This window comes from Stenotrophomonas mexicanensis (assembly GCF_032911605.1).
Lineage (GTDB): Bacteria > Pseudomonadota > Gammaproteobacteria > Xanthomonadales > Xanthomonadaceae > Stenotrophomonas > Stenotrophomonas maltophilia_A.
On the sequence record NZ_JAWJTG010000017.1, the window covers coordinates 17,423 to 31,570 of the forward strand.

At 68.4% G+C, this 14,148-nt stretch carries 12 protein-coding genes; 6 read left to right on the forward strand and 6 right to left on the reverse strand.

All coding sequences use genetic code 11. The features are described from left to right. Positions 1-173 precede the first annotated feature (173 nt). Both rpoD and dtd read right to left on the reverse strand, forming a co-directional pair. Positions 174-2,027, reverse strand: coding sequence for an RNA polymerase sigma factor RpoD (gene rpoD / locus R1L06_RS09365; protein ID WP_121504308.1), 1,854 nt, complete (start codon positions 2,025-2,027; stop codon positions 174-176). Between the two features lie 90 nt (positions 2,028-2,117). Next, on the reverse strand, positions 2,118-2,558 hold the full coding sequence (gene dtd, locus R1L06_RS09370) for a D-aminoacyl-tRNA deacylase (RefSeq protein WP_049401012.1): 441 nt from the start codon (positions 2,556-2,558) through the stop codon (positions 2,118-2,120). A gap of 60 nt (positions 2,559-2,618) precedes the next feature. On the opposite strand from dtd, the gene R1L06_RS09375 reads away from it, so the two are divergent. The 4 genes from R1L06_RS09375 (at position 2,619) to R1L06_RS09390 (ending at position 6,880) form a co-directional block, all read left to right on the forward strand. Next, positions 2,619-3,539 (forward strand): lauroyl acyltransferase, encoded by a 921-nt coding sequence (locus R1L06_RS09375; protein WP_317217547.1) that lies wholly within the window; start codon positions 2,619-2,621, stop codon positions 3,537-3,539. Between the two features lie 87 nt (positions 3,540-3,626). Next, positions 3,627-4,763 (forward strand): GTP cyclohydrolase II RibA, encoded by a 1,137-nt coding sequence (ribA, locus tag R1L06_RS09380; RefSeq protein ID WP_049401010.1) that lies wholly within the window; start codon positions 3,627-3,629, stop codon positions 4,761-4,763. Positions 4,764-4,838: 75 nt separating this feature from the next. Next, the gene (locus tag R1L06_RS09385; RefSeq protein WP_317217548.1) at positions 4,839-5,339 is read left to right on the forward strand and encodes a PH domain-containing protein; all 501 of its coding nucleotides are present in this window, start codon (positions 4,839-4,841) and stop codon (positions 5,337-5,339) included. Beyond that, a complete protein-coding gene (locus tag R1L06_RS09390) occupies positions 5,336-6,880 on the forward strand; it encodes a PH domain-containing protein (protein WP_317217549.1) in 1,545 nt (514 codons plus the stop codon). Before R1L06_RS09385 ends, R1L06_RS09390 begins: the two co-directional genes overlap by 4 nt. 97 nt (positions 6,881-6,977) lie before the next feature. Here the strand turns inward: R1L06_RS09390 and R1L06_RS09395 are convergent, their stop codons facing one another. Beyond that, positions 6,978-8,036, reverse strand: coding sequence for a CDP-glycerol glycerophosphotransferase family protein (locus tag R1L06_RS09395; protein WP_154264552.1), 1,059 nt, complete (start codon positions 8,034-8,036; stop codon positions 6,978-6,980). Between R1L06_RS09395 and R1L06_RS09400 the strand changes: the two genes are divergently transcribed. Together R1L06_RS09400 and R1L06_RS09405 are read left to right on the forward strand one after the other, a co-directional pair. Then, positions 8,035-8,853: a glycosyltransferase family 2 protein gene (locus R1L06_RS09400; protein WP_317217550.1), complete on the forward strand. Its 819-nt coding sequence runs from the start codon at positions 8,035-8,037 to the stop codon at positions 8,851-8,853. The two genes, R1L06_RS09395 and R1L06_RS09400, sit on opposite strands and share 2 nt — an antisense overlap. 43 nt (positions 8,854-8,896) lie before the next feature. Beyond that, on the forward strand, positions 8,897-10,018 hold the full coding sequence (locus tag R1L06_RS09405) for a glycosyltransferase family 4 protein (RefSeq protein ID WP_317217551.1): 1,122 nt from the start codon (positions 8,897-8,899) through the stop codon (positions 10,016-10,018). An 18-nt stretch (positions 10,019-10,036) separates the two neighbouring features. Here the strand turns inward: R1L06_RS09405 and R1L06_RS09410 are convergent, their stop codons facing one another. Genes R1L06_RS09410 through fmt form a run of 3 tightly spaced genes read right to left on the reverse strand, consistent with a single transcriptional unit; the run spans position 10,037 to position 14,040 of the window. Further along, on the reverse strand, positions 10,037-11,758 hold the full coding sequence (locus R1L06_RS09410; protein WP_317217552.1) for an ArnT family glycosyltransferase: 1,722 nt from the start codon (positions 11,756-11,758) through the stop codon (positions 10,037-10,039). Positions 11,759-11,781: 23 nt separating this feature from the next. Beyond that, positions 11,782-13,113, reverse strand: coding sequence for a 16S rRNA (cytosine(967)-C(5))-methyltransferase RsmB (gene rsmB / locus R1L06_RS09415; RefSeq protein ID WP_010481181.1), 1,332 nt, complete (start codon positions 13,111-13,113; stop codon positions 11,782-11,784). Positions 13,114-13,116: 3 nt separating this feature from the next. Then, positions 13,117-14,040: a methionyl-tRNA formyltransferase gene (gene fmt / locus R1L06_RS09420; RefSeq protein WP_317217553.1), complete on the reverse strand. Its 924-nt coding sequence runs from the start codon at positions 14,038-14,040 to the stop codon at positions 13,117-13,119. Positions 14,041-14,148: the final 108 nt, after the last annotated feature.

Genomic DNA, 14,148 nt, shown 5'->3' on the forward strand with positions numbered 1-14,148 from the left:
AATAATGGACATATTCACGAAGAGCCAGCTTCGACGCGGGCCTTCCGTTACATTACTTGTTACGTAATCATAAGCCTCAGTCGAGCAAAGGCTCGGCTTTACAGGGATATGGTGGGCAAAGAAAAACCCCGCCGAAGCGGGGTTTCTCTCAAGGCTTCAACAGCCGCTGGAAATCAATCGATATCCAGGAAGCTGCGCAGCTGCTCCGAGCGGCTCGGGTGACGCAGCTTGCGCAGGGCCTTCGCTTCGATCTGGCGGATGCGCTCGCGGGTCACGTCGAACTGCTTGCCGACTTCCTCAAGGGTGTGGTCGGTGTTCATGTCGATACCGAAGCGCATGCGCAGCACCTTGGCTTCCCTCGGGGTGAGGCCGGCCAGCACGTCGCGCACGGTTTCAGACAGATTGATGTTGGTGGTGTTCTCGATCGGGGACTCCACGTTGGTGTCCTCGATGAAGTCGCCCAGATGGGAATCCTCGTCGTCGCCGATCGGGGTTTCCATCGAGATCGGCTCCTTGGCGATCTTCATCACCTTGCGGATCTTGTCTTCCGGCATGTCCATTTCCTTGGCCAGCTCCTCCGGCGTAGCCTCGCGGCCGTACTGCTGGAGCATCTGGCGGGAAATGCGGTTCAACTTGTTGATCGTCTCGATCATGTGCACCGGAATACGGATGGTGCGCGCCTGGTCGGCGATCGAGCGCGTGATCGCCTGGCGGATCCACCAGGTGGCGTAGGTCGAGAACTTGTAACCGCGGCGGTACTCGAACTTGTCCACGGCCTTCATCAGGCCGATGTTGCCTTCCTGGATCAGGTCGAGGAACTGCAGGCCGCGGTTGGTGTACTTCTTGGCGATCGAGATCACCAGGCGCAGGTTGGCCTCGACCATTTCCTTCTTGGCCTTGCGCGCCTTGGCTTCACCGTAGGCCATGGCACGGCTGATTTCCTTCAGCTCTTCCAGGTCCAGCTGGGTCAGCTTCTCGATGTCGATCGTCGCCTGCTGTTCGGCGATGATCTGGTCCTTCACTTCGCGCAGGGCCGAAGACCACTTCTGCTTGCGCTTCAGTGCGTCTTCCACCCACTCCAGATTGGTCTGGTTGCCTTCCCAGGAACGGATGAAGTCCTTGCGCGGCATGCGGGCGGTGACGGTCGCCAGATTCAGCACGCGGCGCTCATGGGCCTTGATCGACGCCATGGTGTCGCGCAGCTGCTTGGTCAGCACGTCGGTCAGCGGCAGCGGCAGCTTCAGGGTGACGAACACCGCCGACATCTCTTCGCGCAGGCGCGGCAGGTTCTTCTTGTCGCCCTTGGTGGCGGCCTTCTTGAAGGCATTGAAGGCATCGTTCAGCGCCTGCATGCGCGCAGCGACTTCCTCCGGGTCCGGACCGGTCGGTGCGGCTTCTTCCTCGCCACCCTCGACATCATCGTCCTCGTCCTCGTCGCCTTCGGCGTCGGCATCATCGCTGTCGTCAGACGCGGCAGCGGCCGGCGCAGGCACTTCATCGGCCAGATCGTTGAAGCCGACGATCACTTCGGCCAGGCGCTTCTTGCCTTCCTTGTGGGCTTCGTAGTCGGTCAGCAGCGACTCGACCGAGACCGGGAACTGGCCCAGGGCGGCCTGGACCTGCGAAAGGCCTTCCTCGATGCGCTTGGCGATGGCGATTTCGCCTTCGCGGGTCAGCAGCTCGACGGTGCCCATTTCGCGCATGTACATGCGCACCGGGTCGGTGGTACGGCCACCTTCGGTGTCGAGCGCGCTCAGCGCGGCGGCAGCTTCTTCGGCCGCGGTGTCATCGACTTCGCGGTTACCGGTGTTGCCATCGTTGAGAAGCAGGGTTTCCACATCCGGCGCAACTTCATGGACATCGATGCCCATGCCGTTGATCATGCCGATGATGTCTTCGATCTGTTCCGGGTCGACCATGTCGTCCGGCAGATGGTCATTGACTTCGGCGTAGGTCAGGTAGCCCTGTTCCAGGCCCTTGCTGATCAGTTGCTTGATTTCGGATTGGGCAGGACGTTCGTTGGCCATGTAGTGCTCGCGCCACCGGCTAGGGAGAAATAGGGAACGTAGCATTATACCAGCCCGGGGCCCCGCCTGCCGGGCGGTGGTCCCGCAGGCTCAGGGCCTGAGAAGGAAGGTCACGGGACCGTCATTGACCAGGCTGACGACCATATGGGCACCAAATCGGCCCGTTTCCACCCCTGGTGCGTGATTTTCACGACAGATCTCGACAAATCGATTGAACCCGCGTTCAGCCTCGTCCGGCGGTGCGGCGCTGGTGAAGCTGGGCCGCATGCCCGAACGGGTATCGGCCGCCAGGGTGAACTGGCTGACCAGCAGCAGGCCGCCGCCGGTGTCGCGCAGCGAGCGGTTCATCTTCCCGGCCTCGTCGGCGAACACCCGGTAGCCCAGCAGGCGCTCGGCCATGCGCCGCAGCTGGGCCTCGGTATCGCCCGGTTCCATGCCCACCAGCGCCAGCAGGCCCGGACCAATCTGGCCGACCGCTTCGTCATCGACGTGGACGGCAGCCTGGCTGACACGCTGGATAAGGACGAGCATCGTGGGCTCCAATGAACGGGGCCGGCCACGATAGCAGCGCCCTTGGCTAAACTGGCGCAGATGAATCCGCAACGCAAAGCCCGGCTGGTCTACCGCGCCACCACCCTGTTCGCCCGCCTGCCCTGGCCGCTGCTGCGGGGAATCGCCCGTGCCCTGTCCTGGACCTGGATCAGTCTCAACGCCCGTGAGAGCCGCGTCACCCGACGCAACCTGGAGCTGGCCTACCCGGACCTGGACCGCGCCACGCGCGACCGCCTGCACCGGGAGCTGCTGCGCTCCACCGCCCTGCAGGCCATCGAGACCCTGTGCCTGTGGAGCCAGGCGCCGGCCGACAACCTGCGCCTGCATCTGAAGCAGCGTCACGGCGAGGCCCTGTACGACGCGGCCCTGGCCAGCGGCAAGGGCGTGATCGTGGCCGCACCGCACTTCGGCAACTGGGAGCTGCTGAACCAGTGGCTGGCCTCGCGCGGGCAGATCGCCATCGTCTACAAGCCACCGGAGGACGAGGCCAGCGATGCCTTCCTGCAGCTGGTGCGGGGCGGCCAGAACGTACAGCAGGTGCGCGCTGAAGGCCCGGCCGTGCGCCAGCTGTTCAAGGTGCTCAAGGACGGCGGTGCCACCGGCATCCTGCCCGACCAGCAGCCCAAGGCCGGCGATGGCGTGTTCGTGCCGTTCTTCGGCGTGCAGGCGCTGACCATGACCCTGGTCAACCGGCTGGCCGAGCGCACCGGCGCCACCGTGCTGTATGGCTGGTGCGAGCGCATCGGCCCGGACATGGAATTCGCCCTGCACATCGAACCGACCGACGCCGCCGTGGCCGACCCGGACCCGCAGGTGGCCGCCACCGCGCTCAATGCCGGCATCGAGCGCATTGCCCGCCGCGATCCGGCGCAGTACCAGTGGACCTACAAGCGCTATACGCTGCGGCCACCGGGCAGCGGCGAGGAAGACCCGTACGCGACCGAAGAGCATCCGCACTGACGGCCGCCGCACCCAGGCCCATCCGGCCCCTGCGACCGGCGGCCGCACCACGTTGAATACGACGCCGGCGCCCCCATAGAGACTGCGATGTCCGACTCCCCCGGTCCTGCCATGTCTGCTGCTTCTTCCCTGTTCGGCGATCCGGCCGCGATCCGCTGCGAGCGCGCTGTGGCCGAACTGCGTGCCGGTCGCCCGGTGCTGCTCCACGATGGCCAGGGCCAGCGCCTGGCGGTGATCGCGCTGGACAGCGCCACGGCCAGCAGCTTCGCTGCCTTCGCCAATGCCGCCCGCGAGCGCCATTACCTGTTCCTGACCGCCACCCGCGCCCGCGTGCTTGGCGTGGAGGCCCCGCAGGGTGCGCGCCTGCCGCTGGCCGGTGTTGCCTTCGATGCCCTGCCCTCGTTGGGCTACCTGCGTGAACCGGGCCCGATGCCGGACGGCTGGAGCGCCGGTGACGCCTTCGATGCAGGCGCGGTGGAACTGGCCCGCCTCGGCCTGTTGCTGCCGGCGATGGTGGCGGTGCGCCTGGACGCCGAAGACCGCACCTTCGATGGCGCGGCCGAGGTTGCGCTGTGCGACCTGGCCGAGGGCGCAGCACATGCCGCGCATGACTACGAACTGGTGGCGCGTTCGCCGGTACCGCTGCGCGATGTCGGCATGACCACGTTCGCGGTGTTCCGTGGTGGCGTCGCCCAGCGTGACCAGGTCGCGATCATCGTCGGCGAACCGGATCTGTCGGCGGTGGTACCGGTACGCGTGCACTCCTCGTGCCTGACCGGCGACCTGTTCGGTTCGCTCAAGTGCGACTGCGGCGACCAGCTGCGGCGCGGCCTGCGCAAGCTGAAGGAACTGGGCGGCGGCGTGCTGCTGTACCTGGACCAGGAAGGCCGCGGTACCGGCATCGCGGCCAAGATGCGTGCCTATGGCTACCAGCATGACGGCCTGGACACCATCGATGCCGATGCACAGCTCGGCTTCGGCGCCGACGAACGGCGCTACGGCAGCGCGGTGGCGATGCTGCGCGGCCTGGGCATTTCGCGCGTGGCCCTGCTCAGCAACAACCCGACCAAGGCGCAGCGCCTGCGCAACGCTGGCATCGAGGTGCTGGACTGCATTCCGGTCACCGGCGAGATCACCGCCGAGAACGAGCACTACCTGCGCACCAAGGCTGATCGTGCCGGCCACATGCTGGATGTGGACGCGCTGATCCAGGCTGCCCAGTAACGCAGCCGACCTGCTACCGTCTGCGCGGTGCGGCCACGGCCGCCACCGCCCGCCCTGCCACCTGACGGAGCCCGCGTGACCGACGTTCCCCTTACTGCTCCGACCACCGATGCCTGGCAGTCGCTGCCGCGCCGCGCCGCGCGGCTGGCCGCACTGGAAGGTGCCTTCGGCGGCCTGTTTGTGCCGGGCCTGCCGCTGGCCGCTGCATGGTGGTTCTTCGACCTGCCCGGCGGCCTGTGGACGGCCGCCCTTGGGCTGCTGATCGGCATCGTCTTCGGCGCCTGGCTCGGCCGCCGGCGCCTGGTCCGCACCCGCTGGCGGCTGGATGCCCAAGGGCTGGGCCTGCGCCGCGATCTGATGTGGCAGCTGGAAACGCGCATCCCCATTTCGCGCGTGCAGCACCTGGACCTGCGCCGCGGCCCACTGGAACGCCGTGCCGGCCTGGCCACGCTGATCGTGCACACCGCCGGAACCCGCATGAGCGCAGTGACCGTCAGCGGCCTGGACGAGGCGGATGCCGAGCGCCTGCGCGATACCCTGTCCCACCAGCTCGACCAGGACGCCGACGCCCTGTGAGCCTGCCACCGCCCCTGCCCGCATCGCTGCCTGCCGGTGGCGAGGACCATCGCCTGCACCCGTGGTCGTGGTTGTTCGTGCTGCTGATGCAGCTGCGCCATTACTTCCTGCCGCTGGTCGCACTGCTGGTGTTCGGCCAGCGCGGCGACCGCGACCCGATGTGGGCGCAGCTGATTCCGCTGACGGCAATTGCCGCACTGGTACTGGTGTCGGTGCTGCAGTACCTCAGCTACCGCTACCGTATCGGCAGCGATGCGATCACCGTGCGCAGCGGCCTGCTCGCGCGCAACCGGCGCGAGATTCCGTTCGCGCGCATCCACAACGTGGAGGTGCGGCAGAACCCGCTGCACCGTCTGTTTGGTGTGGCCGAGCTGCGCCTGGAATCGGCCGGTGGCGTGCGCCCGGAAGCGGAGATGCGGGTGCTGAAGCTGGACCAGGCGCTGGCGCTGGAACGGCTGGTCCGCCAGCGCGGGCAGGCGCCGCAGGCCGCCGGCATCACCGAGCCCGACCCGGTTGCCAGCACCGCGACTGAGAACGAGCAGGTACTGCTGCGCCTGTCGAGTTGGGACGTGGTACGCATGGGCCTGCTCTCCAACCGCGGCTGGGCGCTGGCGATCGCCGCGTTCGGCGTGCTGTTCCAGACCGTGCCACGGCCGGTGATGGACGATGCCCTCCAGCGCGGTGGACGCGAAGCCTTTGGCTACGCCAGCCATCTGCACCCCGGCGTGACCGGCGCGTTTCTGCTGCTGGCTGCCGCGCTGCTGCTGGGCTGGCTGGCGCTGCGCGTGCTGTCGGTGGTGCTGACGCTGCTGCGCTACCACGGCTTCACCCTCAGCGAGCAGGACCGACGCCTGACCGTATCGGCCGGTCTGCTCAGCCGCACCCGCAGCAGCGTGGCGCGCCGGCGCATCCAGGCCTGGACGCTGCGCGAAGGTACTTTGCAGCGCTGGTTCGGGCTGCGTCAGCTGCGCATCGACAGTGCCGCCGGTGGCCCCGCGCGCGATGAGGACCGCGCCCTGCGCGAACTCGCGCCGCTGGCGTCCAGTACACGTTGTGAGCAGCTGGTGCAGCACCTGCTGCCGCAGCTGCAGTGGCCTCCGCTGCAATGGCAGTCCATTCCGCAGCGCGGCTGGTGGCGGCTGTGCCTCGGCGCACTGGTGCTGGTGCCGCTGCTGGCTGCGGCCGCGTACTGGCGCTGGGGCCCATGGGGCCTGCTGGTGCTGGCGTGGCTACCGGTGGCGCTGCTGGTCGCGCACCGGCAGATGGCACGCATGGGCTGGTACCTGGACGAACACTATGTGGCGGTGCGCGGCGGCTGGTGGAAGCGCTGGTGGCGCTGGGCCGAGCTGGACAAGGTGCAGGGCCTGCGCCTGCAACGCTCGCCGCTGGACAAACTGCTGGGCACCAGCAGCCTGCAGCTGGATACCGCCGGCGCGCATGGTGATGTGGCGCTGACGCTGCATCATCTGCCGCAGGCACAGGCCCAACAGGTGTTGCATCAACTGGCCGCGGCGCTGGCGCGGCGCAAGCTGCGCTGGTAAGCACTACAGGTCGTGCCGATCGCCGGCCGGCAACTGCCGCCATTCCCGAGGTTGCCGGCCAGCGGCCGGCACTACCGCGAGCGGGGTCAGCGAGGCATCAGCGCTGCGACGGGCCCCAATAACCCAGGTCCTTGCGGATCTGCAGATCGCGCACCCAGCTGCCGAATGGCTTGCGCCGCAACGCACCCATTTCACCGGACAGGAAATCCTCGGTGGCGGTGATCACGCGCTCGCTGGACAGGCCATCGCGGTAAGGGTGGATGGCATCGGCGTAGCGCACGATTTCCGCCTGCAGCGCGGCGTCCGGGTGCAGCGCGCGCTGCAGCATCGCCTGCAGCTGCGCAGGATCATCGAAGTCGATCATGTGCGGCTTCGGCACGCGGTTGCGGAAGGTCACCACCGGCTTGTGCTGCACGATGAACTCCGAAACGATCGATGAGGTGTCCGACACCAGCACATCGGCGGCACGCTGCGCGGCCATCACCTGCTCCGGCTCGATGAAGCGGGCATTGGCACCGGCCAGCGCGCGGTAGCGTTCGAACAGTTCCGGTGGGCACTTCGGGTGCAGAGTCAGCAGCCAGTAGTGGTCACCGGCGGCGATATCAGCGGCGATCTGCGCATGCAGGTGCGGAGCCGCGCTGAGCCGCTCGGTGAAGGTGGAACCGAACAGGATCACCGGGCGGTCACCGGCCGGTGCGCGCAGCGCGGAACTCTCGCCTCCGTCATCGCGGAACAGCGGGTCCAGCTTCGGCCAGCCAGTCTCGGCCACGGCGAAGTGGCCCTGCAGGCTGGCGATCTCGCGGAACGGTGCGGTCGTGGCCGGCCCCTGCGTGCAGTACAGGTCGAACATGCCGCGCACCCGGAAGTGGCCGCGCGCACTGTCCCGCTTCTCCACGTTGAAGCCATGGAACAGCTGCACCTTGGCCCCCGAAAGGAAGGTCGGCACCCAGTTGGCCGCGCTGAACACCGCCCGCGGACGCATTGCCAGGGCCTGCTTCAGGCCCACGTTGGGCACCCCCGGCAGGCTGCTGCCGGCCGCGCCGTCCTCGAACCAGGCCGCCACCTCCTGCCCGGACGCGTGCAAGGCCTGCGCCAACGGGGCGAGAATAGGCAGCGCATAGCGCTCCGTCGCAAACAACAGGTACCCGGCCATCATGTCCTCCACGACCGCTCCCATCGAACGGCCTCGCATCTCGGCGTGCATTATCGCGTTCAACGAGGCCGGGCGCATCGGCGACTGCCTGGCCTCGCTGGCCTTCTGCGATGAGATCGTGGTGGTGGACTCGCAGTCCACCGATGCCACCGTAGCCATCGCCGAGTCCGCCGGTGCCCGCGTGCTGCAGCGCCGGTTCGAGGGCTTCCGCAGCCAGAAGGCGTTCTGCGTCGAGCAGGCCAGCCACGACTGGGTGCTGTGCCTGGACGCCGACGAGCGCATCAGCCCCGAGCTGCGCACGGCCATCGAGCAGGCCCGCGACGGTGGCTTCGCCGGCCAGGCCGGCTACCGCTTCGCCCGCCTCTCGGAGTACTTCGGGAAGTTCCTGCGCCATGGCAATGCCTACCCGGACCGGGTGATGCGCCTGTTCGACCGCCGCCGCGGCGGCTGGCGCGGCAAGCGCGAGATCCACGAGGCGGCCAGTGTCGACGGCAGTGTGGGCACCCTACGCGGCGACCTGATCCACTATCCGTACCGGTCATTGCAGCAGCAGCTGGCCAAGACCGAGAAGTACGCGCGGATGATGGCCGAGCACGAGTTCGCGCGCGGCAAGCGGGCCACGCTGGGCAAGCTGGTGCTGGCGCCGGCCTGGCGGTTCTGGCGCGGCTTCCTGTTCCGTGGCGGCTTCCGCGACGGCTGGCACGGCCTGGTCTACGCCTACGTCCGCGCCAACTACGTGCGGCAGAAGACCATCATGCTGTGGATGCTGGGCAATAGACAGGCGGTGGCCGACCCGGCGCCTTCCGCGGACCGGCCTTGACCACGCTGTGTCACACTGCGTGGGCGTTGCCTGAAGACCCCCCATGAAAATCCTGTACACCAACTTCCACTACGGCGACGGTGGCGGCCACACCACGTACATCGTCTCGCTGGCGCGTGCGCTGCACGGCCAGCACACGCTCCACGTCGCCGCGCCGGCCGACAGCCGCCTGCTGCGGACCATGGCCGCTGAAGGCATTGCCCGCACACTGCCGATTGCGTTCGGCAGCGGCCTGCCAACGCTGCCCCGGCAGCTGGCCGAACAGCGCGCGCTGCGCAGGCTGGTCCACGATGAAGGCATCGACCTGATCCATGTCAACGGTGCACGCGACCACCGCTTCGTGATGCAGGGGCTGCTGGGCATGCGCCGCCCGCCGATCGTGCTGACCAAGCACAACAGCAAACCCACCAATACCTTTGGCAATGCGCTGCGCGCACGCTGGGCCACCGATCGGCTGATCGCGGTCTCGGCCGACACCAAGCGCCTGCTGGAACAGGGCCCGTACCGTCGCTGCCCGATCGACGTGGTCCGCAATGGCGTTGACTTGGAGCGCTACTCACCGCAGCCGGCCGGCACCGGCAGCGCGCTGCGCCAGCAGTGGACGCAGGATCCACAGGCGCTGGTGCTGGTCAGCAATGCCGGCACCGATGATTACAAGGGCTGGATCGACCTGGCCCGGGCCATCGCACGGCTGCCCGATGCGGTGCGTCCGCATGTGCACATGGCCGTGGCCGGCCACCTGCCCAGCGCGCAGCAGCGCGAACAGGTGCAGGCGCTGGGCGAGGTGGCCGCGCAGGTGCACTTCACCGGCCTGCTGGCCGATACCCGTGTCCTGATCGCGGCCGGCGATGCTGGCTTCGTACTGTCCCATGACGTCGAGACGATCTCCTTCGCCTGCCGCGAGATGATGGCCAGCGCCAAGCCGATGCTGGTCAGCGACTACGCGGGCCTGCCGGAGAACATCGAACAAGGCGTCGATGGCTGGGTGGTTGCCACACGCGACATCGACGCCATCGCCGCCCAGGTAAAGGCGCTGTACGCACAGCGCGATGCGCTGCCGGAACAGGGCCGCGCAGCACGCCGCCATGCACAGCGGGAGTTCGGCCTGCAGACATTTGCCGACGCCACGCTGGCCAGCTATCACGCCGCCCTGGCCAGCACCTGAGCCACGCTCCCCGAACGCTCAATCGGTGATGCCGGGGCCCTGCAGGCGGCGCTCGTGCTCGAGTTCCGCCACTGACGGCCGGCAGTCGCCGGCGACCGCATCGGCAGGCACCAGCCACCAGCGGCGACGATTGGAAATGCCCGCCATCTCGGCCCGCGCACGATCAATGCAGGCCTGCATCGCATCCTCGTTCACCAGCAGCCAGCGTTGCTGCGGAACCAGCCGCTGCCAGCGCACGGCCGCCTGCAGCTGTTGATGCCAACGTGCTTCGAATCCAAAGGTGGCCGCCGGGCGATCGGCCATCAGCAGGTTCTGCTCTTTCCATGCCACCAGTCCCAGCTCGGCCTGCGGACCGATGCGTGCACTCACTTCACGCATCAGGCCACGGGCCGAGCTGGAGTCGTTCAACACCGGATAGCCGACCAGGCTGTACAGCACCCAGACTCCTGCCAGGCTAGAGGCCAGGGCAACGTGCCGACGCTGGCGCCCGCACACCCACAGGCTCAAGGCCGACCAGACCGCCATCGCCAGCGCCGCCCAGGCCAGCGCATCGGTGGCACCGGGAAGCAACCCGCGGCCATGAGTAAGGCGCACTTCGAAACCCGGATCACCCAGCAGCGCCAGCGCACCGACCAGCCCCAGCGCCAGTGCCAGCAACGCGGTGAATGCGCCCAGCACACGCTGCACATCACGTCGCCTCAGCAGCCCGGGCAGCAACGGCGCCAACGCCAGGCAGAACATCGGCAATGCCGGCAGGATGTAGACGTCGCGCTTGCCGTGCGGAAGGGAGAAGAACAGCACGACCAGCAGCCACCAGGCCAACGGCAGCAGGTAGCGCGCATCGCGCCGGCGCAGCCGCCGGAACCAGGCCGGAAGCGCCCAGGGCAGGAGCAGGAACGCGGGAACCCACATCGACGGCATGATCGCCAGGAAGTACCACCACGGCTGGTGATGGTCCCAGGACTGCGTATAGCGCCGCGCGGTCTGCCGGAACAGGATGTCGTCCATGTAGGCGCGGTACGGCTCCGAACCGGTCGCGAAGCCTGCCAGCAGCATCGGCGCCAGCCACAACGACACCGCCAGCAGGAAGGCCAACGGTGCCAGCCAGAAACGCAGGTCGCGCACGTGCAGGCGTACCCGCGGCCAGTGCAGCACGGATGCGACTGCCGCCGGCGCGATCATCATCAGCGCCAGCACGCCTACGCCCTTGGTGATCACACCGATGCCGGCAAAGAACCAGCCCAGCCACCACCAGCGCCAGGCCGGACCCAACAGCAGATGGCGCAGCAGGCCGTAGTTGGCCAGGGTGATGAACAGCACCACCAGCGGATCGATCTGCGCCTTCTTCGCCTGGAAGGTGAAGTGCAGCGCGAACAGCAGTGCCCAGCCCGCGTACAGCCCCACCTGCCGCGTCCACAGGCGGCGGCCGAGATCGACCACGCACCACAGCGTGCCCAGCGCGGCCAGCAGCGAGGGCAGCAGGAACGCCACCCGCCAGTGGCCGACCAGGCTGTACATCGCCGCCTGCAACCACATCAGCATCGGCGGCTTGTCCGAATACAGCTCGGGGCCGCGATGCGGGAACAACCAGTAGCCACTGTCGACCATCTGCTTGGCCACCAGCGCGAAACGTGGCTCATCCGAGGGCCACGGATCACGGAGGCCCAGGCCGGCCCCCAGCACCAGCAGGGCCATCACCACCAACAACCACGTCTGGCGCGACGCGTGGGCTTTCAGCATGGGACTCGAAACGGCAGCGGGGGTCAGGCTGCTTTTAACAGACGCGCGTAGAAGAAACCGTCAGCATCGTTTTCACCCGGCAGCCGCTGGCGCGCCACCCCTTCGCAATCCACGCCGAATGCATCGCCCAGCGGCTGCGCCACGGCATCCGGATGCCACTTCAGGAACGCGCGCACCTGATCGATGTTCTCGGCGCGCAGGATCGAACAGGTGGCATACAACAGCACGCCGCCCGGGCGCAGCATCGACCAGCAGGCTTCCAGCAGGCGCGCCTGCACGCCGACCAGTGCATCGATGTCTTCGGCGCGACGGTGGAACATCACATCCGGCTGGCGGCGGATCACGCCGGTCGCCGAGCACGGCGCATCAAGCAGGATCGCGTCGAACGGCACGCCATCCCACCAGGCGCCCGGATCACTGGCATCTGCCGCCAGGGTCTGCGCATGCTCGCCCACGCCGGTACGGGTGTAGGTATCGCGTGCACGGGCCAGGCGGCGCGCGTCGATATCCAGCGCCAGCAGGCGCAGGCTGGGGTCGCGCTCGAGCAGGTGCGCCGACTTGCCGCCGGGTGCCGCACAAGCGTCCAGCACGCGGGCACCGGCCACCGGGGCCAGCGCATCGGCGGCACACTGCGCCGACAGGTCCTGCACCGAGATCGCGCCCTCGGCGAAGCCGGGCAGCTGATTCACGGCAACCGGAGAGGCCAGGCGCAACGCGTCGGCACTGAGCGGACTGGCTTCTGCGGCAATGCCGGCTTCGGCCAGCGCGGCCAGTGCCTTGTCACGACCGCCCTGCTGGCGGTTGGCGCGCAGCCACAGGGGCGCCGGTTGCAGGCTGGCGCTGAAGATCGCGTCGGCCTGTGCCGGCCAATCGCGTTCCACCGCATCGGCCAGCCATTCCGGGAAGGCATCGCGCGCTGGCTGCTCCGGGAAACCTTCGCGCTGCGCGCGGCGCAGGATCGCATTGACCAGGCCCGCCTGGCGCTCACGGCCCAGTGCACGCGCGGCATCGACGGTGGCCGACAGCGCCGCGTGCGCCGGCAGCTCCAGCACGTCCAGCTGGGCGAACCCGACCATCAGCAGCGTGCGCAGATCGGCATCACGCGCCGACAGCGGCTTCTGCATCCACGACTGCAGCGCCGCGTCATAGGTGCTGCGGCGGCGCAGGACGGCGAAACACAGGGCTTCCAGCAGCGCGCGGTCGCGGCTGTCGGCCAGCTTCGGCAGCGCCCAGGCCAGTTCGGCCTTCAGCGAACGGCCACGGGTGAACACCTGTGCCAGCACACGTGCAGCCAGCATGCGCGTGGCCGCGCCCGGCGCCGCCTTGGCGACGGAGAAATCGTTCTGCTTCGACACCGCTTATGCCCCCACGCGCAGATCGCGGCGGGCGTTGAGGTAGTCGGCCGCAGTAATCGCCTTGCCACCTTCCCGCTGCAGCACACGCAGGCGCAGTGCGCCCTGGCCACAGGCGATGTCGATGCCATCGCGGCTGGCCGCCAGCACCGTGCCCGGCGCCTGGCCGTGGGCGAGGTCAAGGGCGACCGCGCCGTGGATGCGCACGCGCTCGCCGGCCAGCGTGGCCTCGGCGATCGGCCACGGATTGAAGGCGCGCACGGTGCGCGCCAGTGCATCGGCGTTCTGCGCCCAGTCCAGGCGGGCCTCGGCCTTGTCCAGCTTGTGCGCGTAGGTCACGCCCTGCTCCGGCTGCGGCCGCGCGATCGGCTTGATGCCGGCCCGCAGCAGGCCCAGGCCGTCGGACAGCACCTGCGCGCCCAGATCCGCCAGCTTGTCATGCAGCTGGCCACCGGTATCGGTGGCGGCGATCGGCAGCTCCTGGTGCAGCAGCACCGGGCCGGTATCCAGGCCGGCCTCCATCTGCATCAGGCAGACGCCGGTCTTCGCATCGCCGGCCTGGATCGCGCGCTGGATCGGCGCGGCGCCGCGCCAGCGCGGCAGCAGCGAGGCATGCACGTTCCAGCAGCCATGGGTCGGAATGGCCAGCACCGCCTTCGGCAGGATCAGGCCGTACGCTACCACCACCATCAGGTCCGGCTGCAGGTCGCGCAGCTGCTGCTGGGCGGCTTCATCCTTCAGCGATTCGGGCTGGTAGACCGGAATGCCACGGGCCACGGCTTCAAGCTTGACCGGCGACGGCGCCAGGCCACGGCCACGGCCGGCCGGACGATCAGGCTGGGTGTAGACGGCCACGACCTCATGGTGGCGCGCAGCCGCGCGCAGCGACGACACCGCGAATTCCGGCGTACCGGCAAAGACAATCCTCATGGCTACCCCACTTGCAGGATGGATTCGTGCAGGAAAGAAAACGGCGCCGTCGGCCGGCGCCGTACAGCCCGCGCGCGTCGCGCAGGCACGGGCCACCCGATGGGCGGC

What these genes read in the sequence shown, in the direction of transcription:
- ribA (WP_049401010.1), top strand. Translation starts at nt 3,627, where the DNA reads ATGTCCGACTCCCCCGGTCCTGCCATGTCTGCTGCTTCTTCCCTGTTC.
- fmt (WP_317217553.1), bottom strand. Translation starts at nt 14,040, where the DNA reads ATGAGGATTGTCTTTGCCGGTACGCCGGAATTCGCGGTGTCGTCGCTG.
- dtd (WP_049401012.1), bottom strand. Translation starts at nt 2,558, where the DNA reads ATGCTCGTCCTTATCCAGCGTGTCAGCCAGGCTGCCGTCCACGTCGAT.
- R1L06_RS09375 (WP_317217547.1), top strand. Translation starts at nt 2,619, where the DNA reads ATGAATCCGCAACGCAAAGCCCGGCTGGTCTACCGCGCCACCACCCTG.
- rpoD (WP_121504308.1), bottom strand. Translation starts at nt 2,027, where the DNA reads ATGGCCAACGAACGTCCTGCCCAATCCGAAATCAAGCAACTGATCAGC.
- R1L06_RS09405 (WP_317217551.1), top strand. Translation starts at nt 8,897, where the DNA reads ATGAAAATCCTGTACACCAACTTCCACTACGGCGACGGTGGCGGCCAC.
- R1L06_RS09410 (WP_317217552.1), bottom strand. Translation starts at nt 11,758, where the DNA reads ATGCTGAAAGCCCACGCGTCGCGCCAGACGTGGTTGTTGGTGGTGATG.
- R1L06_RS09400 (WP_317217550.1), top strand. Translation starts at nt 8,035, where the DNA reads ATGTCCTCCACGACCGCTCCCATCGAACGGCCTCGCATCTCGGCGTGC.
- R1L06_RS09395 (WP_154264552.1), bottom strand. Translation starts at nt 8,036, where the DNA reads ATGATGGCCGGGTACCTGTTGTTTGCGACGGAGCGCTATGCGCTGCCT.